Origin of the sequence: Paracoccus shandongensis, assembly GCF_017315735.1 — a bacterium.
Taxonomy (GTDB): domain Bacteria; phylum Pseudomonadota; class Alphaproteobacteria; order Rhodobacterales; family Rhodobacteraceae; genus Paracoccus; species Paracoccus shandongensis.
On record NZ_JAFLRK010000001.1, the window covers coordinates 263,642 to 287,030 of the forward strand.

Consider the following 23,389-nt stretch of genomic DNA (forward strand, 5'->3'; position numbering starts at 1 on the left):
GGATACGGACATGACGCAGATCACCCCACAGCCCGGCATCATGGACATTGCGCTCTACGTCAGCGGCGAAAGCAAGCTGCCGGGGCGCGGCGACGTGCTGAAGCTGTCATCGAACGAAAACCCGCTGGGCTGCAGCGACAAGGCGCGCGCGGCCTATGCCGCAGCCGCAGGGGATCTGCACCGCTATCCCAACACCGATCACGCTCCCCTGCGCCGCGCCATTGGCGAGGTTCACGGCCTCGACCCCGACCGGATCATCTGCGGCGTCGGATCGGACGAGGTTCTGCAATTCGTGGTCCAGGCCTTTGCCGGGGTGGGCGACGAGGTGATCACGACGGAACACGGCTTTTCCATGTATCCGATCCTGGCGCGCATGGTGGGCGCGGTCCCGGTCACGGTTCCCGAAAACGAACGCCGCATCGACGTGGATGCGATCCTGGCGGGCGTGACGGACCGGACGCGGATCGTCTTCATCGCCAACCCGGCCAATCCGACCGGCACCATGCTGACGCCAGAGGAAGTGCAGCGTCTGGTGGATGGGCTGCCCTCATCGGTCCTGCTGGTCCATGACGGGGCTTATACCGAATTCGCGTCCGGGGATGGCGGCGCGGGCTTGGTGGACCGTCACCCGAACGTCATCATGACGCGGACATTCTCCAAGATCCATGGTTTGGGGGGCCTGCGCATCGGCTGGGGCTACGGCTCGCGCGAGATCATCGACGTGCTGAACCGCATCCGCCAGCCCTTCAACCTGTCCAACGCCCAGATGGCCGCCGCCGAGGCCGCGATCCGCGACACCGCCTTCCGCGACCATTGCGCCGACCTGAACGCCCGGATGCGCCAGCGGCTGCGCAATTCGCTGATCCAGATGGGCATCGGCTGCGACGAAAGTTTCGCCAATTTCGTGCTGGCCCGCTTTGCCGACCCGGCCGAGGCCGAGGCTGCGGACGCCGCCCTGCGCGGCGACGGCATCCTGGTCCGCCGCGTGTCCGGTTACGGCCTGCCCGCCGCCCTGCGCATCACCGTGGGGGACGAGGACGGCGTGACCCGCGTCCTCGACCCCTTGGGCCGCTTCATGTCGGAACGGGGCCGCGCATGACCGTGATCTATGACCGCGTGGCGCTGATCGGGCTTGGCCTGATCGCCGGATCCATGTCCCATGCCATCCGCGAAGGCGGGCTGGCGCGCGAGGTCGTGGGCCATGCCCGCAGCGCCGAGACGCGGGAAACCGCGCGCGAGATCGGCTTGTGCGACCGTGTCGCCGACAGCGCGGCCGAGGCGGTGGCAGGCGCCGACCTGGTCGTCCTGGCCGTGCCGGTGGGCGCCATGGGCGCGGTCGCGGCCGAGATCGCGCCGCATCTGAAGCCCGGCGCGACCGTCACCGATGTGGGTTCGGTCAAGCAGTCGGTCGTCGACGCCGTCGCCCCGCATATCCCCCCGGGGGTGCATTTCGTGCCGGGCCATCCGCTGGCGGGCACGGAACATTCCGGCCCCCGCGCGGGCTTTGCCAGCCTGTTCCGCAACCGCTGGTGGCTGCTGACCCCGCTGCCCGACAGCGACCCGCAGGCGGTCGAGCGCCTGTCGGATCTGGTGCGAGCCATGGGGGCCAAGACCGACCGGATGGAGGCCGCGCATCACGACCTGGTGCTGGCCGTCACCAGCCATGCGCCGCACCTGATCGCCTTCACGATGGTCGGGGTCGCCGATCACCTGCGCCGCGTCACGGACGAGGAGATCATCCAGTATTCCGCCGCAGGCTTCCGCGACTTCACCCGCATCGCCGCCAGCGACCCGACCATGTGGCGCGACGTGTTCCTGCACAACAAGGAGGCGACGTTGGACATCCTGGGCCGCTTCACCGAGGAGCTGTTCGTCCTGCAACGCGCCATCCGCATGGGCGACGGCCAGCAGCTGTTCGACTATTTCACCCGCACCCGCGCCATCCGCCGCGGCATCATCGAGGCCGGTCAGGACACCGCCGCCCCCGACTTCGGTCGCGTCGCGACGGGCAGCTAGGGCACGGGCCAGGGCGGGGCCGACCCGATCTCGATCGTGCCAAGGAACATCCGGCCCCCGCGTATCTCCAGCGGGATGCGGACCTGGCCCGTTGGTGCGGGCGGCATGGGCGGCCAGTCCGCCCCGTTGTCCGCGAAATCCATCTGTCCGACCCGGTTCAGCATGGCCCGCGCCAGCAGGCGGACCTTCGGCGGGATTGACCCCGCCTCGATGGCCCGGTCCAGCATGGCGGCGGCATCGCTGCCGTAGAGCGCCACGCGTCCCTGGGCCAGCCCCTCCGCGTCCTTGCTCAACTGCCCGACCAGCCGCACCGTGAAACCGCCCGTGTCGATCTTAAGCCCCTCGGCCATGACGCCCAGCACGGCGGGCGGCGTTTGCGTCGCAAGGCCCGGTGCGCGATCCAGCCACAGGCGCAGCCCGCCGGTTGCCGACCTGGCTTGCGGCAGGCGCAGGTCGGGAAGGTCGATCTGCACCTGAAAGGGATGGCCCCCGATCCGGTCATCCGCCACGGCGCGCGCCGTCACGGTGCCCCGCCCGGACAGCGGCGCGCCGTCCAGCGCCAGGGCGGCAAAGGATGCGCTGGCCCGCCTTGCCGCGCCGAAAGGCGACAGCGTCACGGTTGCATCCGCATCCTCCATCCCTATCTGCCGCCGGCCGGTCGGGGCGTCGAGAACAGCCGTCTCGGGCAGGTCGGCGCGCAGGGTCGTCGGCGTCAGGGGCGTCACCCACAGGTCCAGCCTGGGCAACCCTAGCGGCCCCGCCTGCGTCTGCAGCACCGCGCCCGACAGCGCCAGCCCAAGCCGCCCCCATCCCGGTTGCGAGGCGATGCTGTCGGCCTGCACATGCCGCCGCGCCTGCGCGACCAGCAGGGGTTCGGCCGCGAACCACAGCCCGCCCACGGCCAGCACGATCATCAGAAGCAGCCTTGGAATCATCATCCGCCCACCTGTCCCCTTCCGTCATGGCACGCGCCGTCCTAACTTTCGGTAAATGAACGGGTTCGGGGCGATGCGAAAGATTGAATGGGTCTTCGGCTACGGTTCGCTGATCTGGGATCCGGGCTTTTCCCCGGTCGAGAGCGCGCGAGCCTGGGTGACGGGCTATGCCCGCAGCTTCTGCCTGCGGTCGATCCAGCATCGCGGCACGGCGGCGCGGCCGGGGCTGGTCCTGGGCCTTGACGCGCAGCCGGACGGCGAGTGCAGCGGCCTGGCCCTGCGCATCGCCGATGGCGACCATGACGAGGTGTTGGCATACTTGCGCGCCCGCGAACTGGTGACGGACGCCTATCAGGAGGCGATCCTGCCCCTGCGGCTGGAGGATGGCCGCCGGGTCGAGGCGCTGGCCTATGTCATGCGGCGCGATCACGTCCAGTATGCGGGCGGGCTGGATCTGGCCGAACAGGCGCGGATCATCGCCCGGGCGCAGGGCGGGCGGGGACCGAATGCGGATTATCTGTTCAACACCGCCGCCCATCTGGCGCAGATCGGGCTGGCCGACGCGACCATGGACCACCTGACGGCGGAAGTGCGCAAGTTGCTGGAAAGCGACAGGAACCCGCCCGCCTGACCGTCGGATCGCTTGGCAAGCGGTGGGGTGCGCCCTACACTCTCGGCTTGACAGTGTTTGGCCATGGGAATGCGACCAGTTGACCGACCCGACCAGCAGCCAGCGGCCTGACCAGTCCGCCCTTCCGCGCCAAACCGGCGCGGCCAACCGGCGGATCACCGCGACCCGCGCGCCCGGTCCCGGCCCCGCCCATCCCCGCTTTTCGCAGCCCATCCGCCAGATCGTGCTGATGGTCACGGTGCTGGCGCTGGTGCTGGCGGGGGGCTGGATCGCCTATGGCCGCATCCTGCCGATCTTCCGGGCGAACCTGTGGCTGAACGGCATGATCCTGGCGGTCTTTGCCCTGGGCGTCCTGGCCTGTTTCTGGCAGGTGGGCCAGCTGATCCGGTCCGTCAGCTGGATCGAGCGGTTCGCGGCGCGGCGCAGCAATGCGGTGGAAAAGGGCATCGCCGCGCGGGGCGGTCTGGACACCAGCGACCAGCCCCCGCGCCTTCTGGCGCCGCTGGCCGCGCTGCTGGGCACGCGGGGGGCGGCGGGCGGGGTCATCTCGACAGGCGCGGCGGCCTCGATCCTCGATTCCGTGGCGACCCGCATCGACGAAGGGCGCGACATCACAAGATACCTGTCCAACCTTTTGATTTTCCTTGGCCTTCTTGGCACCTTCTATGGCCTTGCGACGACCATTCCTGCCGTGGTGGAAACGATCCGCAGCCTCGCCCCGCAGCAGGGCGAAAGCGGCATCCAGGTCTTCGACAAGCTGATGAGCGGGCTGGAATCGCAGCTTGGCGGCATGGCCACGGCCTTTTCGTCGTCCTTGCTGGGGCTTGCCGGATCGCTGGTCGTGGGCCTTCTGGAACTGTTCGCAACCCACGGCCAGAACCGCTTTTACCGCGAGCTTGAGGAATGGATGTCGGGCTTTACCCGCGTCAGCCTGGCCGGGTCCGAAGGGGATGCCGTGGATCAGGCCGCGCTGGCGGGGTTCCTGGAACAGATGGCGAGCCAGATGGACCGCCTGCACCAGATGCAGGCCGAACGCGACGATGCCGCCGCCATGGCGGACGAACGCGTGGTGGTCATGGCCCAGGCCATCGAGGCGCTGGTCCACCGCAGCGAGGCCGAGCAGGAGGCATCCCTGTCCCGCATCGCCGGGCTGACCGAGGCGCTGTCGCGGCTGGCCGACGGGCAGGAACGGCTGGTCGGCGGGCAGGACCGGCTGGTCGATCTGGTGCGGGCGGAAACGGAACGCCCCACCGCCCCGCCCCCCGACCTGGGCGGGATCGAGGCCGCGCTGAACCGGCTGACCGGCGACCTGACCGAGGGGCGCGAGGAGATGGTGGCGGAACTGCGCTCCGACCTCCTGGTGCTGACGCGTGCGGTGCGCGCGGCGCGTTTCAACGATCCCTTCCGCGACGATCTGCTGCGCGATCCCTTGATGTCGCGGGACGGGGGCTGACCCATGGCCCTGCGCCGCGCCGCATCCGGGCACCGCTTTTCGGCCAATATCTGGCCGGGCTTCGTGGATGCCTTGGCCACGCTGCTGATGGTGCTGGTCTTCGTGCTGACGATCTTTACCGTGATGCAGTCGGTGCTGCGCGAACAGATCACCGACAAGGACGACACCATCGCGGAACAGGACGAGACGATCGCCGGGCAGACCCGCACGATCTCGGCCCAGGAGCGGCGGCTGGAACAGCTTGGGCAGCAGGTGTCCGCGCTTGGGCAGGCCCTGACCGCGTCCGAGGATCGCGGCGCCGATCTGCAAGGCCAGTTGGCCGATGCCGAGGCCGAGGCGCGCGACCGCGCCGCCCGCATCGCGCGCCTGTCCTCGCAACTGGAAAGCAGCCAGGGGGAACTGGCGCAGGCGCGTTCCCGGCTGACCGACTTCGAGGCCGAGGTCGCGGCGCTGATGGCCGCGCGCGCGGCGGACCAGGAACAGGCGCGGGTGCAGCAGCAACAGGCGCAGGCGCAACTGGCCCAGCAGCAAAGCCGCGCCAGCGCCGCCGAACTGGCCGTGGCCGCCGCCCGCCGGGAAATCGACGCCCAGGCCGAACAGGCCCGCCTTGCCGCCGCCCGCCGCGACGCGCTGGAGGCGCTGGTGGCCGACCTGCGCCAGAAATCCGAGGCGTCTGAGGCCAAGGCAGGCGACATGCAGACCCGGTTGACCGAGGCCGAGGCCGCCCGCCTGACCGATGCCGAGGCCGCGCGCGCCCTGCGCGAACGGCTGGAAAGCGCGGATGCCGAACTGGCCGCCATGACCCTGGCGCTGGAGGAAAGCCGCAAGCGCGCCGAGGAAACCCTGACCCTGCTGGCCGCCGCCGAAGCCGCGCGCGACCAAGCGACCGCCCAGGCCACCCGCAGCCTGACCGAGGCCGAGCGGCAGGCCGCGCTGCTGGCCACGGCGGAAAAGGCGCTGGCCGACCAGACGGCGCTGTCGGACGACGGGCAGCGGCGGGTCGCGTTGCTGAATGAACAGGTGGCCTCGCTGACCGCGCAACTGGGATCGCTTCAGGCGCTTCTGGATGCCGCAGGGGATGAGCAGAAGCAGGCGGAACTGCGCGTCGAGAGCCTGGGGCAACAGTTGAACGCCGCCCTGCTGCGCGCGGCCGAGGAAACCGACCGCCGCCTGACCCTGGAGGAACAGGCCCGCCAGCGCGCCGAGGAGGAGGCCAAGGATCTGGCCCGCTATCGGTCTGAATTCTTCGGCCGCCTGTCCGAGATCCTCTCGGGGCGCGAGGGCGTGCAGGTGGTGGGCGACCGCTTCGTCTTCCAGTCCGAGGTGCTGTTCCCGCCCGGCGCCACGACCCTGTCCCCCGAGGGGCGCGACCAGGTCGCCCGCGTGGCCCGGATGCTGTCGGACATCGCTGACGACATCCCGCCGGAAATCGACTGGATCATCCGCGTGGACGGCCATACCGACAGCACGCAACTGTCCGGCACCGGGCGTTATCGCGACAACTGGGAACTCAGCCAGGCCCGCGCCCTGGCCGTCGTGCGCTACATGACCGACGAGCTGGGCTTTCCGGCCAACCGCCTTGCCGCCACCGGCTTTGCCGACACGCGCCCGGTGATGCAGGGCACCACCCCCGAGGCGCTGGCGGCAAACCGGCGCATCGAGCTGAAGCTGACCGAACGCTGAAGGCTATCTGGCGGGTTTTTCCTGGGCCGGTTTGATCGGGACGCCCGCCATTTGCTTCAGGTGGCGCTCGATCTCGGAATTGACCTCGGCCCCGACCAGGACAACGGTGGATGCGAACCACAGCCACATCATCAGCGCGATCACCGCGCCCAGGGAACCATAGGTCTCGTTGTAGTCGGCGAAGTTCGCGGCATACCAGCTGAACAGGATCGAGGTGATGACCAGCCCCACGGCGGCAAGCACCGCCCCGGGCGAGATCCAGCGCCAGCGCGAATCCGGCGCGTCGGGGCCCCAGCGATAAAGCGCCGCCAAAGCCAGAATCAGCACGCCGAACATGATCGGCCAGCGGATCACCGCGACCCAGGTGCTGGTCGTTTCCGCCAGCGGCAGCATCTGCAACACGATCGGGATGACCGCGATCACGCCCAGCATCAGGACGATCAGCACCAGCCCGCCCAGGGTGAAGGCCATAGACACCAGGTTCAGGCGGATGATGCCGCGTGTCTCGGTCTGGAAGAAGGCGACGTTCAGCGCCGACAGCAGGGCCTTCATCCCGCCATTGGCGGAATAAAAGGCCACCAGCAGCCCCCCGATCCCCGCCAGCGACAGCGCCGCGCCGGGCGAGGACGTGATCGATTCGACCTGGCCGCGGATGATGTCCAGCGCCCCCTGCGGCAAGAAGCTTTGCAGCAGGTCCAGATGGCCCGAAATCGTCGCGGGATCGGCGACCAGGCCATAGATCGACACCAGCGCCGTGATCGCCGGGAAAAGCGACAGCAGGCCGAAGAAGGTGATCCCGCCCGCGACGGCCGTCACGCGGTCGGTGCCGACCTGGGTGAAGGTCGCCTTCGCGATCTCCATCCAGTCGTCCTTGCCCAGGTCGCGCAGCCCGATATCCTTGCCCGCCGGATGGGGCCGCGCCGCTGTCCTGGCCTCCGGCGCCTCGTCGGTCTTCATCCCGAACCGCTGGCGGGTCGGATCGTCCAAGTCGCCGAACAGGGCGTCAAGAACGCCGGGCGTGCTGCTTCTCATGGCGCTGTTCCCGGGTCGATCAAAGCCGGTGCGCGCGATCCGAATCGCCTGCATCCCGATGCGCAGGGCCTGGCCTCTCGCCCCGCAGGGCCGCGCGCAACTGGTCGGCGGTGTCGGCGAATTCGGCCACCACCGCGGTCGCCTGGCGTGCCACGCTGCGGAAGCCGTCCATCGCCGTAGAAACCGACTTGGCCACGCCTTCCAGGCTTTCCGACAGCCGGGTCGAGGTATGGATCAGATCCTCGACGAAGTTGCCCTTGGGTTTGGACGCCTTGGGTTTGGGGGCTGCACGATGCAGGGACGCCTCGGCCCGCAGGCGGCTGAACTCCTGGTGGTCGGCGTGATCCTGGGCGCGCACGCGGCGGCGCATCGCCTCGCGCTCGTCCTCGTCCATCTCGACAAAGCGGGGCGCGTCGAACTTGCGATGGGGATGCTTGGGGCGGGAATCGCCGGAAATGGCGTCGGCGACCTTGCGCACGGCCAGGACGGCCGCCGCCGTGCCGCCCGCCACGCCCACCGCGACGCCGCCCCAGACCGCGATCTTGGCGCCCAGCGAGGGGGTGGGCCAGGACGAACGGCCATCGGGCGACACCTTGCCGGACGCGATCACGCGCCGCGCCTGGAAGGACGGCTTGGGACCATGGTGCCCCGGGGGCACGGGACGGGGGCCGAAACGGGTTTCGCTGGTGCGGTCGGCCTCGGTCAGGGGGTGGTCGTCGTCATGGGTCGGATGCATGGCTTTTCTCCGGTCTTGTCGGATTGGTCGAATCCTCAACAGCTTGCGCCGCCGGAATGTTCCCTTGTCCCGCCGGTCGGAAATCGAAAACTTGCCGCCGGGTCATTGCGCCGCTATGCCCGCCCCAACCGGAAAAAGAGGCCCGCCATGATCCCCCGCTATGCCCGCCCCGCCATGACCGCCATCTGGTCGCCCGAGACCCGCTTCCGCATCTGGTTCGAGATCGAGGCCCATGCCTGCGACGCCCAGGCCGACCTGGGCGTGATCCCGCGCGAGAACGCCGAGGCCGTCTGGCGAGCCAAGGATGTCGAATTCGACGTGGCCCGCATCGACGAGATCGAGGCCGTCACCAAGCATGACGTGATCGCCTTCCTGACCCATCTGGCCGAACATGTCGGCGCGGATCAGGCGCGCTTCGTCCACCAGGGCATGACCAGCAGCGACGTTCTGGACACCACGCTGAACGTCCAGTTGGTGCGCGCCGCCGACATCCTGCTGGCCGACCTGGACCGCGTGCTCGAGGCGCTGAAGCGCCGCGCATACGAACACAAGGACACGGTCCGCATCGGCCGCAGCCACGGCATCCACGCCGAGCCCACGACGATGGGCCTGACCTTCGCCCGCTTCTATGCCGAGATGAATCGCAACCGCGCCCGCCTGGAACAGGCCCGGTGGGAGGTCGCGACCGGCGCGATTTCCGGCGCGGTCGGCACCTTCGCCAATATCGACCCGGCGGTCGAGGAACATGTCTGCGCCAAGCTTGGCCTGCGCCCGGAACCGATCAGCACGCAGGTGATCCCGCGCGACCGCCACGCGATGTTCTTCGCCACGCTGGGCATCATCGCCTCCAGCATCGAGAACATCGCCATCGAGATCCGCCACATGCAGCGGACCGAGGTGCTGGAGGCCGAGGAGTTCTTTTCCCCCGGCCAGAAGGGGTCTTCGGCGATGCCCCACAAGCGCAACCCGGTCCTGACGGAAAACCTGACCGGCCTCGCCCGCCTGGTCCGCATGGCCGTGATCCCGGCGATGGAAAACGTGGCCCTGTGGCATGAACGCGACATTTCGCACAGTTCGGTGGAACGGGGCATCGCGCCGGATGCGACGATCACGCTGGATTTCGCGCTGAACCGGCTGGCGGGCGTGATCGACAAGCTGGTCGTCTATCCCGAAAACATGCTGCTCAACATGAACAAGTTCAAGGGCCTGGTCATGTCGCAGCGGGTGCTGCTGGCGCTGACGCAGGTCGGCGTCTCGCGCGAGGACGCTTACCGCCTGGTGCAGCGAAACGCCATGAAGGTCTGGGAACAAGGCGCTGATTTCAAGGAACAACTGCTGGCCGACCCCGAGGTGACGGCGGCCCTGTCGCCTGCCCAGATCGAGGAGAAATTCGACCTTGGCTATCACACCAAGCATGTGGACACGATCTTCCGCCGGGTATTCGAGGAAGACCGGAAATAGGCGCGCGTAAACCGCATGTTAGGAAAGCTCTGCCAGATTGGCCGCGTTGAACGGTCGATCTGGTGGAACGATGACGATACAAACGGGATTGAACCAACGGCAAAAGGCGGCGGTGATCGTCCGCCTTCTTCTGGATGACGACGAGGCCTCCAGCCTGTCGCGGCTGGACAGCGAAAGCCAGACCCTTCTGGCCGAGGAGATGGCGGGGATGGAGCTGATCGACCGCCAGACCCGCGATGCGATCATCACCGAATTCTGCGACCGGCTGGAATCGGTCGGCGTGACCTTCCCGGGCGACCTGGACGGCACGCTGGCGATGCTGGGCCAGCAATTGTCCGAGGACAGCACCGACCGGCTGCGCCGCCGCGCGGTCAACCAGGGCCGGGGCGATCCCTGGATCCGCATCGCGGCCCTGCCCGCCCCCGCCATCCTGTCGCTTGCCAACACCGAGGCGGTCGAGATGGTGGCGCTGATGCTGTCCAAGCTGCCGGTGGAACGCGCGTCCGAGCTTTTCGTAGGCCTGCCTCGGGAACGCGCGCGCGCCGTGGCGCAGGCCATGTCCATGACGGCGGGCGTGACGCCCGAATCGCTGCAACGCGTCGGCATGATCCTGCTGCAAGCGGCCGAGGCCCTGCCCCGGCCCGCGCTCTCCACCCCCGCGACGGACCGGATGGGCGCGATCCTGAACTTTGCCACCGCCGATCTGCGCGACGACGTTCTGGACAGCCTTGATCGCCATGATGCCGAATTCGCGGGCAGCGTGCGCAAGGCGATCTTCATCTTCGCCCATATCCCCGCCCGCGTCCTGCCGCGCGACATCCCGCGCATTGTCCGCGAGGTGGACCAACCCGTGCTGGTCCGCGCCCTTGCCGCCCCCGGCGAGGCCGAGGCCGCGGCGGCCGAGTTCATCCTGGCAAGCCTGTCGCAGCGCATGGCCGACGGCTTGCGGGAGGAACGCAACGACCTGGGCAAGCTGCGCGCCTCCGACATCGAGGAGGCCATGAACGAGGTCGTCGCCGCCATCCGCCGGCTGGAGGAAGCGGGCGAGATCACGCTGATCCTGCCGCAGGACGATGAGTAAGGGTGCTTGCGCCGCTTGCGCGACGGGCGGATAAGGCAGCCATGACCAACACCATCGCCATCGCGCTTCTGGTCCTGATCCTGGGGCTGTTCGCCGCCGACCAGCTGTGGCTCCAGTGGCAGTTGCCGCTGATGGCGGCGCGGACGGTGGACAGCCTGGTCGAATATCTCATCTTCTGGCGCTAACACGCCGCCGGCGGGCCGCGCGGCATTTGCATCACCCGAAACAGCGCGATACGAGGGGCGCAACGTCACTTGGTCGGGAGAAAGAACCATGGCTGTCAAAGTTGCGATCAACGGTTTCGGGCGGATCGGCCGGAACGTCCTGCGCGCCATCATTGAATCGGGCCGCACCGATATCGAGGTCGTCGCGATCAACGACCTGGGCCCGGTCGAGACCAACGCGCATCTGCTGCGCTATGACAGCGTGCATGGCCGCTTTCCCGCGCAGGTGACCGTCAACGGCGATTCCATCGACGTGGGCCGCGGCCCGATCAAGGTGACCGCGATCCGCAACCCGGCCGACCTGCCCTGGGGCGACGTGGACGTGATCATGGAATGCACCGGCATCTTCACGTCCAAGGACAAGGTCCAGCCGCACCTGTCCACGGGTGCCAAGCGCGTGCTGATCTCGGCCCCGGGCGACAATGCCGACAAGACCATCGTCTTCGGCGTGAACGACGACACGCTGACCGCCGACGACCTGGTGGTGTCGAACGCCAGTTGCACCACGAACTGCCTGTCGCCCGTCGCCAAGGTGCTGAACGACGCCATCGGCATCGACCGCGGCTTCATGACCACGATCCACAGCTATACCGGCGACCAGCCGACGCTGGACACGATGCACAAGGATCTGTACCGCGCCCGCGCCGCCGCCCTGTCGATGATCCCGACCTCGACCGGGGCTGCCAAGGCCGTGGGCCTGGTGCTGCCGGAACTGAAAGGCAAGCTGGACGGCGTGGCGATCCGGGTGCCCACGCCCAACGTCTCGGTCGTGGACTTGGTGTTCGAGGCGAGCCGCGACACCTCGGTCGAGGAAATCAATGCCGCGATCAAGGCTGCGGCCGACGGCCCGCTGAAGGGCGTCCTGGGCTATACCGAGGAGAAGCTGGTGTCCTCGGACTTCAACCACGACCCCCATTCCTCGGTCTTCCACATGGACCAGACCAAGGTGATGGAAGGCCGGCTGTGCCGCATCCTGACCTGGTACGACAACGAATGGGGTTTTTCCAACCGCATGTCCGACACCGCGGTCGCGATGGGCAAGCTGATCTGACCGGAACGGCGGGGGAAACCCCGCCGTTTTCCTTTACCCGGCCCGGCCCAGGCGGCGCGAATTGGCGCGGGTCCGCTTGCCATAGGGGCGCAGGGCGGCGGCCATCATCCGTTCGGCGCTGTGCCCGCGGGCTGCGGATTGCGCGATGGCGAACAGCGATTCCGTCGCGGCGGCCTGCTTTTCGGCAACCATCACGAAGGGCTCGCCCGGGGCCTGTGCCATGATGCCCATCATCCCCGCCGTCCGAAGGCCGATCACCATCTGCGCCTCGATGGCCATGCGGGCGAATTGCGTCCAAAGGCGGACAGGGTTCTTGGGCATCATCGGGTACATCGCGTCATCCTTTGGACCATCACCTCAATCTGGTGTGACGCAAACGTCAGAGCAAGGGCCGCTGTTGCACGGATGCCTGCCATTTTATGCATGACGCGCTTGGCAAGGCCCGTTTGCGTTGTATAGAGGCAGGCCATGACCGACCGCATCACCCTTCGCCGCCCCGACGACTGGCACCTGCACCTGCGCGACGGCGCGATGCTGGCCGCCGTCGCGCCCCATTCCGCCCGCTTCGGCCGCGCGATCATCATGCCGAACCTGGTGCCCCCGGTCGTGACGGGCGCCCAGGCCGCCGCCTATCGCGACCGCATCCTGGCAGCCCTGCCGGACGGTGCCGCGTTGCAGCCGCAGATGACGCTGTATCTGACCGATGCGACCGATCCCGCCGATGTGGTGGGCGCCTTCCGCGCAGGCATCATCCGCGCGGTCAAGCTCTATCCCGCAGGCGCCACGACCAATTCCGCTAGCGGCGTGACCGATTTCGACCGCGTCCAGCCGGTGCTGGAGGCGATGGCCGAGGCGGGCGTGACCCTGTGTGTCCACGGCGAAGTGACGGACCCGGCGGTGGACATCTTCGACCGCGAGGCCGTGTTCATCGACCGCGTGCTGGACCCGCTGCGCCGCCGCACCCCCGGCTTGCGCGTGGTGATGGAACATATCACCACCAGCGACGGCGTGGCCTATGCCCGGTCGGGCGGCGACGATCTGGCCGCGACGATCACCACCCATCACCTGGTCATCAACCGCAATGCGATCCTGGCCGGGGGGATCCGCCCGCATTACTACTGCCTGCCCGTCGCCAAGCGCGAATCGCACCGCCTGGCGCTGCGCGAGGCCGCCACCAGCGGCGAGGCGCGGTTCTTCCTGGGCACCGACAGCGCGCCGCACGCCGACAGCGCGAAACTGCAACCCTGCGGCTGCGCGGGCTGCTTCACCGCGCCCAATACGATGTCGATCCTGGCCCAGGTCTTCGAGGACGAGGGCGCGCTGGACCGCCTGGAAGGTTTCGCCAGCCTGCATGGCGCCGCCTTCTATGGCCTGCCGCCGAATGACGACCGCATCACCCTGGTCAAGCGCGGCACCCCCGCCGCCTATTCCGCGCAGATCGACGCGGGCGGCGAAACTGTCACTGTCTTCGACCCCGGCTTCCCCCTTTACTGGCATCTGGAGGACTGATGAGCCTGACCTTCCCCGCGCGCGAGGAGATCGCCCGCCTGTCCGCCCGGATGCTGCTGGAAATCAAGGCCGTCGATTTCAATGCGGCGACGCCCTTCACCTATGCCTCGGGCCTGAAGGGGCCGACCTATGTGGATTGCCGCCGGATCATCAGCTTTCCGCGCGTGCGCCAGACGCTGATGGATTTCATGGCCGCGACCGTGATGCGCGACGCGGGTTTCGAGGCCTTCAACAACGTGGCAGGCGGTGAAACCGCGGGCATCCCCTTTGCCGCCATGGTCGCCGAACGGCTGGGCCTGCCGATGACCTATGTACGGAAAAAGCCCAAGGGTTACGGCCGCAATGCCCGGATCGAGGGCGTGATGACCGAAGGCCAACGCGTACTGCTGGTCGAGGATCTGACCACCGATGGCGGCAGCAAGCTGTCCTTCGTGGACGCGATTCGCGACACGGGCGCGACCTGCGCGCATACGGCCGTGGTCTTCTATTACGGCATCTTCCCGGAAACGACGCAGCGTCTGGCCGATCATGGGGTTTCCCTGCATCACCTCTGCACCTGGTGGGACGTGCTGGCCGAGGCGCGGGCGCAGGCCGCCTTTGACGCGCAAACGCTGGCCGAGGTCGAGGTCTTCCTAACCGATCCCCGCGCCTGGCAGGCCGCGCACGCCTGACTTATCCACAGGCCATCCACAGAACCGCCCCCTGAAATCGCGCGGCGCGGCGTTCCCCGCGTGGCGCATCGGGTGTAGAACGAGGGGCAAGACCAAAGGGGGCAGCACATGACCAACCTGCGCGCCATCATTCCGGGCCAGCCCGTCAGCGCCGAGGACACGCCCTCGATCCCCTTTTCGCTGGAGGCCGAACAGCAGCTTCTGGGCGCGCTTCTGACCAACAACGACGTGTTCGACCGCGTCAGCCAGATCATCAAGCCGGATCATTTCTATCACCCGGTCCATTCCCGCATCTTCGAGATCTGCGCGGAACGCATCCGCAAGAACGCGCTGGCAAGCCCCGTCACCATCAAGGCCTTCCTGGAACATGACGAGGGGCTGAAGGAACTGGGCGGTCCCGCCTATCTGGCCCGGATCGCGGGGGCCGCGATCAGCGCCTATGCCGCGCGCGACTATGCCCAGATGATCCGCGAATTCGCCCTGCGGCGCGAGTTGATCCAACTGGGCCAGGACATTTCTGCCCGCGCCGCCACGGTCGAGGTGGGCGACGAGGCCGAGGAGCAGATCAAGGCCGCCGAACAGACGCTGTACAAACTGGGCGAGGCGGGCACGGCCGAACGCGGCTTCCAGTCCTTCCTCAAGGCCGTGACGGGCGCGGTCCAGGCGGCCAACGCCGCCTATCAGCGCGACGGCAAGCTGTCGGGCATCTCGACCGGGCTGATCGACCTGGACGCCAAGATGGGCGGGCTGAACAACTCGGACCTCATCATCCTGGCGGGCCGTCCGTCGATGGGGAAAACCTCGCTTGCGACCAACATCGCCTTCAACATCGCCAAGGCCCACAAGACGGGCGAACGCCCGGACGGCACCATCGGCACGGTCGAAGGCGGCGTGGTGGGCTTCTTCAGCCTGGAAATGTCGGCTGAACAGCTTGCCGCCCGGATCCTGTCCGAGGCGGCCGAGGTTCCCTCCGAACGCATCCGCAGCGGCAACATGGACGAGGCCGAGTTCCGCCGCTTTGTCGAGGCCGCGCACGCGCTTCAGAACTGCCCCCTCTATATCGACGACACGCCCGCCCTGCCGATCAACCAGCTTGCCGCCCGCGCCCGCAAGCTGAAGCGGACGCATGGGCTGGACGTGCTGATGGTGGACTATCTGCAACTGCTGAAGGCGGCGTCGGCCAAGGACAGCCGCGTGAACGAGGTCAGCGAGATCACGCAGGGCCTCAAGGCCGTCGCCAAGGAACTGAACATCCCCGTGATCGCCCTGTCGCAGCTGTCGCGCCAGGTCGAAAACCGCGACGACAAGCGCCCGCAACTGTCCGACCTGCGCGAATCCGGGTCCATCGAACAGGACGCCGACATCGTGATGTTCGTGTTCCGCGAGGAATACTACAAGGAACGCGAAAAGCCGTCCGACAGTGACCTGGATGCCATGGCGAAATGGCAGCAGGTGATGGAGCAATGCCACGGCAAGGCCGAGGTGATCCTGGGCAAGCAGCGCCACGGCCCCATCGGCACGGTCGAGCTGTCCTTCGAGGGCCAGTTCACGCGCTTCGGCAATCTGGCCAAGGACCGGCAGTCGCAATGGGACTAGGCCTGCCAGTCCCCGCCGTCACCATCGGGCTGCTGATCGCGTCCAACGTCTTCATGACGGTGGCCTGGTACGGGCACCTGAAGTTCAAGACCGCGCCGCTGGTCACGGTAATCGCGATCAGCTGGTTCATTGCCCTGTTCGAATACATCCTGCAAGTGCCCGCCAACCGCATCGGCCACGGACATTTCAGCGCCGCCCAACTGAAGACCATCCAGGAGGTCATCAGCCTGTCGGTCTTCGCGCTGTTCTCGTGGCTTTACCTGGGCGAGCGCATAGGCTGGCAGCACGGCGTGGGCTTCGGCCTGATCTGCCTGGGCGCCTGGTTCATCTTTCACGATTTCGGCTAGACTGTCGGTTCATCCAGTTGCAACCGGAAGCTTCCGATCATTGCCCTGAAGGCAATGGTCGAGCAATCGTTTGTGGAAAGGATATGGCGGACAGTGAGGGATTCGAACCCTCGAGACGGTTCCCCGCCTACACACTTTCCAGGCGTGCGCCTTCGACCACTCGGCCAACTGTCCGTGGGCGCGGTCTAGCTTGTGTCCGCGGCGGGCGCAAGTCAGAGCTTTGAAATACGCTGCTGAAGTTCGGCCAGTTGGCGCCGGATTTCCGCCATGTCCTCGCCGCCCTCGCCCTCGGGGGCGGAACGGGGGCGGGTCTTGCGGGTGGGCGCGGCGTCGGCCGCCTGCTCGGGGCCCTCCAACTCGGTGGGCTCGGGGCCCGAGGAGCCGGTCCAGCCGCCCATCAGGGCCTTCAGGAAGGCCTGCTGCTGGCGGTGCATGGCGTCGAAGCCCGGGACGCGGGCCATGGGGTTCGGCATGACCGCCATGTTCTCCATCAGCTTCGACTGGCTTTCGCGCAGCATCTCGAAACTGGCGGCCAGGAACTGGGGCACCACGGATTGCGCGCTGGTCGCATAGCTGCGCACCAGGTCGGTCAGAACGCCGATCGGCAGGACGTTTTCGCCGCGGCCCTCGTGTTCGGCGATGATCTGCAACAGGTATTGCCGCGTCAGGTCGTCGCCGGACTTCAGATCGACGATCTTGACCTCTCGCCCCGCGCGGATGAAGGTGGCGATGTCCTCCAAGGTCACGTAGTCGCTGGTTTCGGTGTTGTAGAGCCGCCGACTGGCATAGCGCTTGATCAGCAGCGGCGTGGATGTTGCGGCCATGTCGGACCTCGGGCAAACGGTTTCCGACATGATGGGTGCTGCATCCGCAAAAGGCAAAGAAAATTCTGCGCCTGCCAAGGCCCTGCCTGATGCGCATGAAAAAAGGGGCGGTGACGCCCCTTTCCTCACATCACTGTCCGGTGCGATTACTTCGCGGCGACGGTGGTCGCGGCGCCTGCGGCCTTCTTCACGGCCAGCTGGTTGTCGCGGACCACGGTTTCAGCCACGGTGCGGGCCTCAGCGGCCACGTCCTTGCCGGCGGTCAGCATCAGGTCGACGGTGTCCATCTGGACCTTTTTCGCCACTTCGGCAAAGGCGGCCATGTGTTCGGCCGCGACTTCGGCGGACGCCGAGGCGAAGTCGGTCAGCGACTTGGCGTAGTCGGACGGTTCCTGCTTGACGACGGCCAGCTCGCCCATGCGGGAGATGGTGTCCTTGGCCCAGCGGGCCGAGATGTCGGTCGAACGTTCGGCGGCGGCCAGCGCGACCCGGGCCAGTTTCTCGCCCAGAACGCTCTGCGATTTGAAGGCTTCCTGGAACGACGAGGTATCGATCGGGAAGTTGGCCATCATGTCCTGGAAGGTCTTTGCGAAATCGGGGGTCTTTGCCATGTCAGTCACTCCTATCAGCGCAGCGGAAGGAAGAGATTCGATGAGAGAGGTTTCCGCAGCTAAAGCCATTCTCGTGACGGGAATATGAATGCTGCGGCGCAGCATTGCAAGGTTTTTGCTGCTGCGCCGCAGAAAAAGTTAACCATCCGGAAAGGAGCCGACGGCATTTTCAGGCAAGCCACTGGAATGCCAGAGATTAATTTTCCGTTCATGCCGCCCGTTCGTGGACATAGGTGCCGGGCGCGGGCGCCAGGCCGGGGCCGGGGTCGCGCGCGGGCACCATCGGCCCGGCCCGCTCCGCCAGCCATTCGCCCCATCGCGGCCACCAGCTTCCTTCGGCGAACGAGGATGATTCCCTCCAGGCCTGGTGGTCCTTGCTGAAATCGCGGCTGCCCATGTAGTGGCCGTATTTCTTTTTCGACGGCGGATTGACGATGCCCGCGATATGGCCCGATTCCGACAGGATGAAGGTCTTGTCCGTGGACCCCATCAGCGACACGCCGCGCCAGCTGTCCTTCCAGGGCGCGATGTGGTCCGTTTCGCAGGTGATCGCGCACAAGGGCACCGTCACGTCCGAGATGTGCAGGGTATGGCCCATCATCTCGAACCCGCCCTCGACGAAGGCGTTCTGCTGGCACAGCTTGCGCAGGTATTGCATCACCATCTTGCCGGGCAGGTTCGTGCTGTCGCCGTTCCAGAACAGCAGGTCGAAGGCGGGCGGCGTCTCGCCCATCATGTAGCTGCGGATGGCCGGCCCCCAGACAAGGTCGTTGGGGCGCAGGAAGCTCATGGTGCGCGACATCAGCTTGGCGCGCAGCAACCCGTGGCGGCTGACCTCGTCGGCGATGCCGCTGACGATGTCGTCCTGCAAGAAGCTGACGAATTCGCCCTGGTCGGAAAAGTCCGTCAGCGTCGTGAACAGCGTGGCCGAATTGACGCGGTCGTCGTTGCGCTGCTTCAGCAGGGCCAGCGTCAGCGACAGCACGGTCCCGCCGATGCAATAGCCCACGACGTTCAGCCGGGGCTGCGCGGTCAGGGCGCGCACCTTGTCCATCGCGTCCAGATAGGCCGCGACATAGTCTTCAAGCCCCACATCGGCATAGCCGGCATCGGGGTTCTTCCAGCTGACGACGAACAGCGTGTGGCCCTGTTCGACCAGCCACTTGATCAGGCTGTTCTGGGGCTTCAGGTCCAGGATGTAGAACTTGTTGATCCAGGGCGGGAAGATCAGCAGGGGCATCTGGTGCACCTGGTCGGTCGCGGGCTTGTACTGGATCAGCTCGTAAAGCGGGGTGCGGTGGACGACCGACCCTTCCGAGGTGCCGACGTTCTCGCCCACCGAAAAGGCCTCGCGGTCGGCCAGCGACACCACGATGTCGCCGCCGTTCATCTCCACGTCGCGGACCAGGTTCTCCAGCCCCTTGACCAGGCTTTCGCCCTCGGTCTCGATGGCGCGTTCCAAGGCGTCGGGGTTGGTCGCCAGGAAATTCGTGGGCGCCATCATGTCCACGATCTGGTTGGTCAGCCAGGTGATGCGCCGCCGCGCGGTGTCGTCGGGCACTTGCAGGCCCTGCGCGGCATCCTTCAGCGCCTTGGCATTGGTCAGGTATTGCCGCTTGATGAAGTTGAAATAGGGATGGCTTTGCCACAGCGGATTGGCGAAACGCTTGTCGGCGGGGGCATCGTCCTCGGGGATGCCCGCCTGCCTGCGCGCCAGCATCATCTGCACGTTGGCATAGTTCTTCAGCGTCTCGCCCCAGTAATTCACCTGGTTTTCCAAAACGCGGCCCGGTTGTTCGGACAGCGTCTTCATCCAGGCGGTGGCGGCGGTCATGAACAGTTCCGGTCCCGGCGCCTCGATCCCGTGGTTGGGCAGGGGGCGCGACGCCAGGGCGGCCATCAGGCGCTGGCCCAGGGCCTCGATCCGCTCGATGTTCTCGGCCAGCTTCTTCGCGGTCGAGGGGGACGTGCCCCGCGCCATCGCCTCGGCCATGGCCTCGGGCGCGCGGGTGCTGTCGGCCACGGTCGAGGCCGCCTGGTGCAGGTGGACCTGCGGCGCGGCGACGGCGGGCGCGTCCCCGGCCGCCGGTTCCGGCGCTGCTGATTCCATCGGGGCTGCCTTTGCGGCCGGGGGCTTCGTTCTTTTCCTGGCCGGACGCCGGGCAGAAGCTGTCCCAGGCTTTTCAGAGGCTTGCGCTGTCCCTGGTGCCGCAACGTCCTTGCCGCCGTCCGATTCCGCGCTGCTTGCCATGGTGCCGGTTCCCCCCTTATACCTGAGGGGAATGATATGCGCAGGGCAGGCGTTGCGCAAATGCGGTCGGAACCTATTTGCCCTCCCTTTGCTTTTCGTCATGCCGCAGCCTCGAAAGGATGGCCCAGGTGACGATAAAGGGTATCAAGGGCATCGTGTCCTATGACGCGATGGAAACCATTCGGAACACGAACGAATGGATGGGCGCGTCGGCACGGGCCATCGCGTCCTATCCGATCTTCGCGCTGAACCCCCATCCCATGTTCAAGCTGATGAGCGCATGGGGCCGCGTCACCGAACGCAGCTTCGCGCGCATGGTGATCAAGCCCGACTGGGAAATCCCGCCCATCGCCGGGGAACAGGGCCAGGACCACATCGTCTATGTGGAACCCGTGCTGAAGCGCCCCTTCGGCGACCTGGTCCATTTCCGCGTCGCCCGCCGCGCCGTGCAGCCGCGCAAGGTTCTGCTGGTCGCGCCGATGTCGGGCCATTACGCCACGCTGATGCGGTCCACCGTGACCTCGCTTCTGCCCGATTGCGAGGTTTACGTCACCGACTGGCACAACGCCCGCGACATCCCCGTGAGCGAGGGCAAGTTCGACATCGAGGATTACACCCAGTATCTGGTCGATTTCATCCGCCACCTGGGGCCGGACACCAACGTGATCGCCGTCTGCCAGCCCGCGCCGCTGGCCCTGGCCGCGACCGCCATCCTGGCCGAGGACGATCCCGCCTCGCAGCCGCGCACCCTGACGCTGATCGGCGGCCCGGTCGATCCCGACGCCGCCGCGACCGAGGTGACGGATTTCGGCAACCGCATGACCATGGGCGAGCTGGAGCATCTGGTCATCCAGTCCGTCGGCTTCAAGTATCGCGGCGCGGGGCGGATGGTCTATCCGGGCCTGGCGCAGTTGTCGTCCTTCATCGCGATGAACGCCGAAACCCATGCCCGCGCCTTCATCGACAAGATCTGGGCCGAGGCGCGCGGCACCGGGTCCGAGGGCGACAAGCATTACAAGTTCTATGACGAATACCTGGCGGTCATGGACATGACGGCCGAGTTCTATCTTTCCACGGTCGAGCGGATCTTCAAGAACCTGGAAATCGCGCAGAACCGCTTTGTCGTGAACGGCCGCCATGTCGATATCGGCAAGATCACCGACGTGGCCATCATGACGGTCGAGGGCGCGAACGACGACATTTCCGCCCCCGGGCAATGCGTGGCGGCGCTGGATCTGTGCACGGGCGTCGCCCCTGAACGCAAGCGGCAGCACCTGGAACCCGGCGCGGGCCATTACGGCATCTTCGCGGGCAAGTCCTGGCGGCTGAACATCCGCCCCCTGGTCCTGGACTTCATCGACGAGAACGTCGCGATCCCGGATGCCAGCAAGCCCCGGAAACCCCGCGTGCGCGGCGGCGAGGCCGCGGATTGCGGCGTCACCGACCCCTTCACCGACAGCAGCAAGATCGCGGTCTAGGAACCCGGCCCCAAGGCCCCGATCCAACGGGCGATCGCGGCCGCAAGGTCGCGGGTCAGGCCGGGCGACAGCGCCTCGCCCCCAATCACATGGGCGTCGGGATCGTCGTCCGGCCCCGGCATCACCCTCAGGACCGTCGCGCCGCCGCCCCAGGTGGCGGCAATCCGGGCGCTGGCCCGATGGTCGATGATCCGGTCGGCATCGGACCAGATGAACAGCGCGGGCACCTTGGCTGCACGGTAATCCCCCCGGCGCGCCTGCCGCAGCACCGCCCCGACCGCCAGCACAGCCGAGGCCGGATAGCAGCTTGTCCAGCGCGCCCGGTGCAGGTCGTTGCGGGTCGTGAAGCACCTCTCGGGATCGCCCGTCAGCCGCAGGAGGGTCCGGGCGAAGGGCAAATGCAGCCTCCACGCGCCCCGCCCCCGCAAGGCGAAGTTGGGCGAGATCAGGACCACCCCGTCCATCGCCGCACCCATCTGCGGGTCGCGCGCGGCCAGCGCCGCCAGGGTCGCGCCCGTGGACATGCCCAGCACCACCACGCGCCGCCCGATCCGCTGTGCAGCCGCCAGCCCCTCGGCCAGGTCGCGCCACCAGTCCCCCGCCCGGGCGGCGGCCAGGTCCGCGCCCCCCTGCCCGTGCCCGGTCAACCGGATCGCCAGCAGATTCGCGCCCAGTTGCCGCGCCAGATCCTCGGGCAAGGGGCGCAGTTCGGCGGGGCTGGCGGAAAAGCCATGAACATAAAGGATCGCCAGATCGGTCGCCTGCCCCGGCTGCCCCGCCCATTGCAAATAGGACGCGACCTCGGGGCGGATCCCCGCCTCTCGCGCGGCCAGCCAGGCCTGCGGATCGGCGGGTCCATCGACCGCCACCGGATCAAGCCGCAGCCTGTCGCGCGGGCCGAAGATCCAGGCCAGCGCCAGCCCGGCGGCCAGGGCAAGCGCCAGCCTAAGCCAGAACATCGCCGATGGACTGCGCGATCAGCGCCAGGCATTCCGGCGTCGAGAAGCGGTGGTCCGCCCCCTTGACCAGCGTCAGGCGGATATCGTCCCCCGACGCGTGATCCAGCAGCCGCATCGCCCAGTCCACCGGCACGTCGGCATCCGCCGTGCCTTGCAGGAAGCGCACCGGGAAGGGCAGCGGCAGGGTCTGGTTCATCACCAGATGGTCGCGCCCGTCCTCGATCAGGCGGCGGGTGATGACATAGGGCTGGTCGGCATAGTCGCTGGGCAGCGCGATCCGCCCCGCACGGGCCAGAACCTGCCTTTGCGCATCGCTGAACCCCGCCCAGAACCCCTGTTCCGTGAAATCGGGCGCGGCGGCGATCGTCACCAGCCCCGCCACCCGCTGCGGCAGCGCCCGCGCGACCAGCAGCGCGATCCAGCCGCCCATGGACGATCCGACCAGCACCTGCGGCCCGTCAGTCAATGCCTCGATCACATGGCGGGCGTCCTGGAACCAGTCACCGATGCAGCCTTCCTCGAAACTGCCGCTGCTGTCGCCGTGCCCGGAATAGTCGAAGCGCAGGAAGGCGCGGTTCTGCCCCCGTGCCCAGTCGTGCAGCCAGGCGGCCTTGGTTCCCGTCATGTCGGACTTGAACCCGCCCAGGAAGACCACGCCGGGCCCGCGCCCGGTGCTGCGCTGGAAGGCGATGCGCCGCCCGGCGGGGGTTTCCAGATACTCGCTCATCTCGGGCCTTTCGCTAGGGGTCGGCTTATCTTGACAGTTTTCCCGGCCCGGTCCAAGGAAGGCCGCACATAACCCGCAACCGGGCGTTCCGTGGGCGCCAAACCGACGAGGAG

Annotated in this window: 23 protein-coding genes and 1 tRNA gene; 14 read left to right on the forward strand and 10 right to left on the reverse strand. The window is 67.4% G+C overall.

Annotation, left to right across the window (positions count from 1 at the left end; all coding sequences use genetic code 11):
• Positions 1-10: 10 nt before the first annotated feature.
• Both hisC and JX613_RS01280 read left to right on the forward strand, forming a co-directional pair.
• A complete protein-coding gene (gene hisC, locus JX613_RS01275; RefSeq protein WP_207099627.1) occupies positions 11-1,099 on the forward strand; it encodes a histidinol-phosphate transaminase in 1,089 nt (362 codons plus the stop codon).
• Positions 1,096-2,016, forward strand: a complete 921-nt coding sequence (locus tag JX613_RS01280; protein WP_207099628.1) for a prephenate/arogenate dehydrogenase family protein — start codon at positions 1,096-1,098, stop codon at positions 2,014-2,016. The genes hisC and JX613_RS01280 overlap by 4 nt, the downstream gene beginning before the upstream one ends.
• Here the strand turns inward: JX613_RS01280 and JX613_RS01285 are convergent.
• Positions 2,013-2,954 (reverse strand): DUF2125 domain-containing protein, encoded by a 942-nt coding sequence (locus tag JX613_RS01285; protein ID WP_207099629.1) that lies wholly within the window; start codon positions 2,952-2,954, stop codon positions 2,013-2,015. The two genes, JX613_RS01280 and JX613_RS01285, sit on opposite strands and share 4 nt — an antisense overlap.
• A 70-nt stretch (positions 2,955-3,024) precedes the next feature.
• Between JX613_RS01285 and JX613_RS01290 the strand changes: the two genes are divergently transcribed.
• The 3 genes from JX613_RS01290 to JX613_RS01300 all read left to right on the forward strand — a co-directional run bounded on the left by JX613_RS01290 (position 3,025) and on the right by JX613_RS01300 (position 6,718).
• The gene (locus JX613_RS01290) at positions 3,025-3,582 is read left to right on the forward strand and encodes a gamma-glutamylcyclotransferase (protein WP_207099630.1); all 558 of its coding nucleotides are present in this window, start codon (positions 3,025-3,027) and stop codon (positions 3,580-3,582) included.
• A 154-nt stretch (positions 3,583-3,736) separates the two neighbouring features.
• Positions 3,737-5,035 carry a biopolymer transporter ExbB gene (locus tag JX613_RS01295; RefSeq protein ID WP_419538803.1) on the forward strand — a complete coding sequence of 433 codons (1,299 nt, stop codon included), beginning with the start codon at positions 3,737-3,739 and terminating at the stop codon, positions 5,033-5,035.
• 3 nt (positions 5,036-5,038) lie between these two features.
• Positions 5,039-6,718 (forward strand): peptidoglycan -binding protein, encoded by a 1,680-nt coding sequence (locus JX613_RS01300; protein WP_207099631.1) that lies wholly within the window; start codon positions 5,039-5,041, stop codon positions 6,716-6,718.
• A 3-nt stretch (positions 6,719-6,721) separates the two neighbouring features.
• Here the strand turns inward: JX613_RS01300 and JX613_RS01305 are convergent, their stop codons facing one another.
• Both JX613_RS01305 and JX613_RS01310 read right to left on the reverse strand, forming a co-directional pair.
• The gene (locus JX613_RS01305) at positions 6,722-7,750 is read right to left on the reverse strand and encodes a YihY/virulence factor BrkB family protein (RefSeq protein WP_207099632.1); all 1,029 of its coding nucleotides are present in this window, start codon (positions 7,748-7,750) and stop codon (positions 6,722-6,724) included.
• Between the two features lie 19 nt (positions 7,751-7,769).
• Complete coding sequence (locus JX613_RS01310) at positions 7,770-8,486, reverse strand: hypothetical protein (RefSeq protein WP_207099633.1); 717 nt, start codon at positions 8,484-8,486, stop codon at positions 7,770-7,772.
• Between the two features lie 147 nt (positions 8,487-8,633).
• Here JX613_RS01310 and purB point away from each other — a divergent pair, with 147 nt between their 5' ends.
• The 4 genes from purB to gap all read left to right on the forward strand — a co-directional run bounded on the left by purB (position 8,634) and on the right by gap (position 12,303).
• Positions 8,634-9,947 carry an adenylosuccinate lyase gene (purB, locus tag JX613_RS01315; protein ID WP_207099634.1) on the forward strand — a complete coding sequence of 438 codons (1,314 nt, stop codon included), beginning with the start codon at positions 8,634-8,636 and terminating at the stop codon, positions 9,945-9,947.
• A gap of 70 nt (positions 9,948-10,017) precedes the next feature.
• Complete coding sequence (locus JX613_RS01320; protein ID WP_207099635.1) at positions 10,018-11,028, forward strand: FliG C-terminal domain-containing protein; 1,011 nt, start codon at positions 10,018-10,020, stop codon at positions 11,026-11,028.
• 41 nt (positions 11,029-11,069) lie between these two features.
• Entirely contained in the window at positions 11,070-11,213 is a 144-nt protein-coding gene (locus tag JX613_RS01325) for a hypothetical protein (RefSeq protein WP_207099636.1), read from the forward strand.
• An 88-nt stretch (positions 11,214-11,301) separates the two neighbouring features.
• Positions 11,302-12,303, forward strand: a complete 1,002-nt coding sequence (gap, locus tag JX613_RS01330; protein ID WP_207099637.1) for a type I glyceraldehyde-3-phosphate dehydrogenase — start codon at positions 11,302-11,304, stop codon at positions 12,301-12,303.
• Positions 12,304-12,336: 33 nt separating this feature from the next.
• On the opposite strand, the gene JX613_RS01335 is transcribed toward gap, so the two are convergent.
• Positions 12,337-12,636, reverse strand: a complete 300-nt coding sequence (locus JX613_RS01335) for an antibiotic ABC transporter (RefSeq protein ID WP_207099638.1) — start codon at positions 12,634-12,636, stop codon at positions 12,337-12,339.
• Between the two features lie 135 nt (positions 12,637-12,771).
• On the opposite strand from JX613_RS01335, the gene pyrC reads away from it, so the two are divergent.
• From pyrC to JX613_RS01355, 4 genes are all read left to right on the forward strand, one after another.
• A complete protein-coding gene (gene pyrC, locus JX613_RS01340; RefSeq protein WP_207099639.1) occupies positions 12,772-13,812 on the forward strand; it encodes a dihydroorotase in 1,041 nt (346 codons plus the stop codon).
• Entirely contained in the window at positions 13,812-14,483 is a 672-nt protein-coding gene (locus tag JX613_RS01345) for an orotate phosphoribosyltransferase (RefSeq protein ID WP_419538797.1), read from the forward strand. The genes pyrC and JX613_RS01345 overlap by 1 nt, the downstream gene beginning before the upstream one ends.
• Before the next feature lie 108 nt (positions 14,484-14,591).
• Positions 14,592-16,079, forward strand: a complete 1,488-nt coding sequence (locus tag JX613_RS01350) for a replicative DNA helicase (protein ID WP_207099640.1) — start codon at positions 14,592-14,594, stop codon at positions 16,077-16,079.
• Positions 16,070-16,426 (forward strand): DMT family protein, encoded by a 357-nt coding sequence (locus JX613_RS01355; RefSeq protein ID WP_207099641.1) that lies wholly within the window; start codon positions 16,070-16,072, stop codon positions 16,424-16,426. The genes JX613_RS01350 and JX613_RS01355 overlap by 10 nt, the downstream gene beginning before the upstream one ends.
• Positions 16,427-16,510: 84 nt before the next feature.
• Here the strand turns inward: JX613_RS01355 and JX613_RS01360 are convergent.
• The 4 genes from JX613_RS01360 to phaC all read right to left on the reverse strand — a co-directional run bounded on the left by JX613_RS01360 (position 16,511) and on the right by phaC (position 19,854).
• A tRNA-Ser gene (locus JX613_RS01360) sits at positions 16,511-16,600 on the reverse strand.
• A gap of 38 nt (positions 16,601-16,638) precedes the next feature.
• The gene (gene phaR / locus JX613_RS01365) at positions 16,639-17,250 is read right to left on the reverse strand and encodes a polyhydroxyalkanoate synthesis repressor PhaR (RefSeq protein WP_207099856.1); all 612 of its coding nucleotides are present in this window, start codon (positions 17,248-17,250) and stop codon (positions 16,639-16,641) included.
• A gap of 146 nt (positions 17,251-17,396) precedes the next feature.
• Entirely contained in the window at positions 17,397-17,861 is a 465-nt protein-coding gene (locus JX613_RS01370; protein ID WP_207099857.1) for a Phasin, read from the reverse strand.
• A gap of 208 nt (positions 17,862-18,069) precedes the next feature.
• Positions 18,070-19,854: a class I poly(R)-hydroxyalkanoic acid synthase gene (phaC, locus tag JX613_RS01375; RefSeq protein WP_207099858.1), complete on the reverse strand. Its 1,785-nt coding sequence runs from the start codon at positions 19,852-19,854 to the stop codon at positions 18,070-18,072.
• A 401-nt stretch (positions 19,855-20,255) separates the two neighbouring features.
• Here phaC and phaZ point away from each other — a divergent pair, with 401 nt between their 5' ends.
• A complete protein-coding gene (gene phaZ, locus JX613_RS01380) occupies positions 20,256-21,590 on the forward strand; it encodes a polyhydroxyalkanoate depolymerase (protein ID WP_207099859.1) in 1,335 nt (444 codons plus the stop codon).
• Here phaZ and JX613_RS01385 read toward each other — a convergent pair.
• The gene (locus JX613_RS01385) at positions 21,587-22,549 is read right to left on the reverse strand and encodes an alpha/beta hydrolase (RefSeq protein ID WP_207099642.1); all 963 of its coding nucleotides are present in this window, start codon (positions 22,547-22,549) and stop codon (positions 21,587-21,589) included. The two genes, phaZ and JX613_RS01385, sit on opposite strands and share 4 nt — an antisense overlap.
• Entirely contained in the window at positions 22,536-23,276 is a 741-nt protein-coding gene (locus JX613_RS01390; protein WP_207099643.1) for an alpha/beta hydrolase, read from the reverse strand. Before JX613_RS01390 ends, JX613_RS01385 begins: the two co-directional genes overlap by 14 nt.
• Positions 23,277-23,389 lie beyond the last annotated feature (113 nt).

What these genes read in the sequence shown, in the direction of transcription:
- hisC (WP_207099627.1), top strand. Translation starts at nt 11, where the DNA reads ATGACGCAGATCACCCCACAGCCCGGCATCATGGACATTGCGCTCTAC.
- JX613_RS01305 (WP_207099632.1), bottom strand. Translation starts at nt 7,750, where the DNA reads ATGAGAAGCAGCACGCCCGGCGTTCTTGACGCCCTGTTCGGCGACTTG.
- phaR (WP_207099856.1), bottom strand. Translation starts at nt 17,250, where the DNA reads ATGGCCGCAACATCCACGCCGCTGCTGATCAAGCGCTATGCCAGTCGG.
- JX613_RS01335 (WP_207099638.1), bottom strand. Translation starts at nt 12,636, where the DNA reads ATGTACCCGATGATGCCCAAGAACCCTGTCCGCCTTTGGACGCAATTC.
- JX613_RS01385 (WP_207099642.1), bottom strand. Translation starts at nt 22,549, where the DNA reads ATGTTCTGGCTTAGGCTGGCGCTTGCCCTGGCCGCCGGGCTGGCGCTG.
- pyrC (WP_207099639.1), top strand. Translation starts at nt 12,772, where the DNA reads ATGACCGACCGCATCACCCTTCGCCGCCCCGACGACTGGCACCTGCAC.
- JX613_RS01290 (WP_207099630.1), top strand. Translation starts at nt 3,025, where the DNA reads ATGCGAAAGATTGAATGGGTCTTCGGCTACGGTTCGCTGATCTGGGAT.
- JX613_RS01300 (WP_207099631.1), top strand. Translation starts at nt 5,039, where the DNA reads ATGGCCCTGCGCCGCGCCGCATCCGGGCACCGCTTTTCGGCCAATATC.
- JX613_RS01280 (WP_207099628.1), top strand. Translation starts at nt 1,096, where the DNA reads ATGACCGTGATCTATGACCGCGTGGCGCTGATCGGGCTTGGCCTGATC.
- JX613_RS01285 (WP_207099629.1), bottom strand. Translation starts at nt 2,954, where the DNA reads ATGATGATTCCAAGGCTGCTTCTGATGATCGTGCTGGCCGTGGGCGGG.
- JX613_RS01345 (WP_419538797.1), top strand. Translation starts at nt 13,812, where the DNA reads ATGAGCCTGACCTTCCCCGCGCGCGAGGAGATCGCCCGCCTGTCCGCC.
- gap (WP_207099637.1), top strand. Translation starts at nt 11,302, where the DNA reads ATGGCTGTCAAAGTTGCGATCAACGGTTTCGGGCGGATCGGCCGGAAC.
- phaC (WP_207099858.1), bottom strand. Translation starts at nt 19,854, where the DNA reads ATGGCCGAGGCGATGGCGCGGGGCACGTCCCCCTCGACCGCGAAGAAG.
- JX613_RS01390 (WP_207099643.1), bottom strand. Translation starts at nt 23,276, where the DNA reads ATGAGCGAGTATCTGGAAACCCCCGCCGGGCGGCGCATCGCCTTCCAG.
- JX613_RS01325 (WP_207099636.1), top strand. Translation starts at nt 11,070, where the DNA reads ATGACCAACACCATCGCCATCGCGCTTCTGGTCCTGATCCTGGGGCTG.
- JX613_RS01310 (WP_207099633.1), bottom strand. Translation starts at nt 8,486, where the DNA reads ATGCATCCGACCCATGACGACGACCACCCCCTGACCGAGGCCGACCGC.
- JX613_RS01355 (WP_207099641.1), top strand. Translation starts at nt 16,070, where the DNA reads ATGGGACTAGGCCTGCCAGTCCCCGCCGTCACCATCGGGCTGCTGATC.
- JX613_RS01320 (WP_207099635.1), top strand. Translation starts at nt 10,018, where the DNA reads ATGACGATACAAACGGGATTGAACCAACGGCAAAAGGCGGCGGTGATC.
- JX613_RS01350 (WP_207099640.1), top strand. Translation starts at nt 14,592, where the DNA reads ATGACCAACCTGCGCGCCATCATTCCGGGCCAGCCCGTCAGCGCCGAG.
- JX613_RS01370 (WP_207099857.1), bottom strand. Translation starts at nt 17,861, where the DNA reads ATGGCAAAGACCCCCGATTTCGCAAAGACCTTCCAGGACATGATGGCC.
- purB (WP_207099634.1), top strand. Translation starts at nt 8,634, where the DNA reads ATGATCCCCCGCTATGCCCGCCCCGCCATGACCGCCATCTGGTCGCCC.